This is a genomic window from Limosilactobacillus rudii (assembly GCF_014145455.1).
In the GTDB taxonomy this organism is placed as follows: Bacteria; Bacillota; Bacilli; order Lactobacillales; family Lactobacillaceae; genus Limosilactobacillus; species Limosilactobacillus rudii.
Genome location: NZ_JACIVB010000021.1, coordinates 1 through 231 on the forward strand (window position 1 = coordinate 1; position 231 = coordinate 231).

Below are 231 nucleotides of genomic sequence, written 5' to 3' on the forward strand. Positions count from 1 at the left end.
GTCCATTGTAGCACGTGTGTAGCCCAGGTCATAAGGGGCATGATGATCTGACGTCGTCCCCACCTTCCTCCGGTTTGTCACCGGCAGTCTCACTAGAGTGCCCAACTTAATGCTGGCAACTAGTAACAAGGGTTGCGCTCGTTGCGGGACTTAACCCAACATCTCACGACACGAGCTGACGACGACCATGCACCACCTGTCATTGCGTCCCCGAAGGGAACGCCTTATCTC

The 231-nt window shown here is 55.4% G+C and carries 1 rRNA gene; it reads right to left on the minus strand.

Annotated elements, in window-relative coordinates:
* Positions 1 to 231: ribosomal RNA gene (locus H5S39_RS01215) — 16S ribosomal RNA — on the minus strand; the annotation flags it as partial.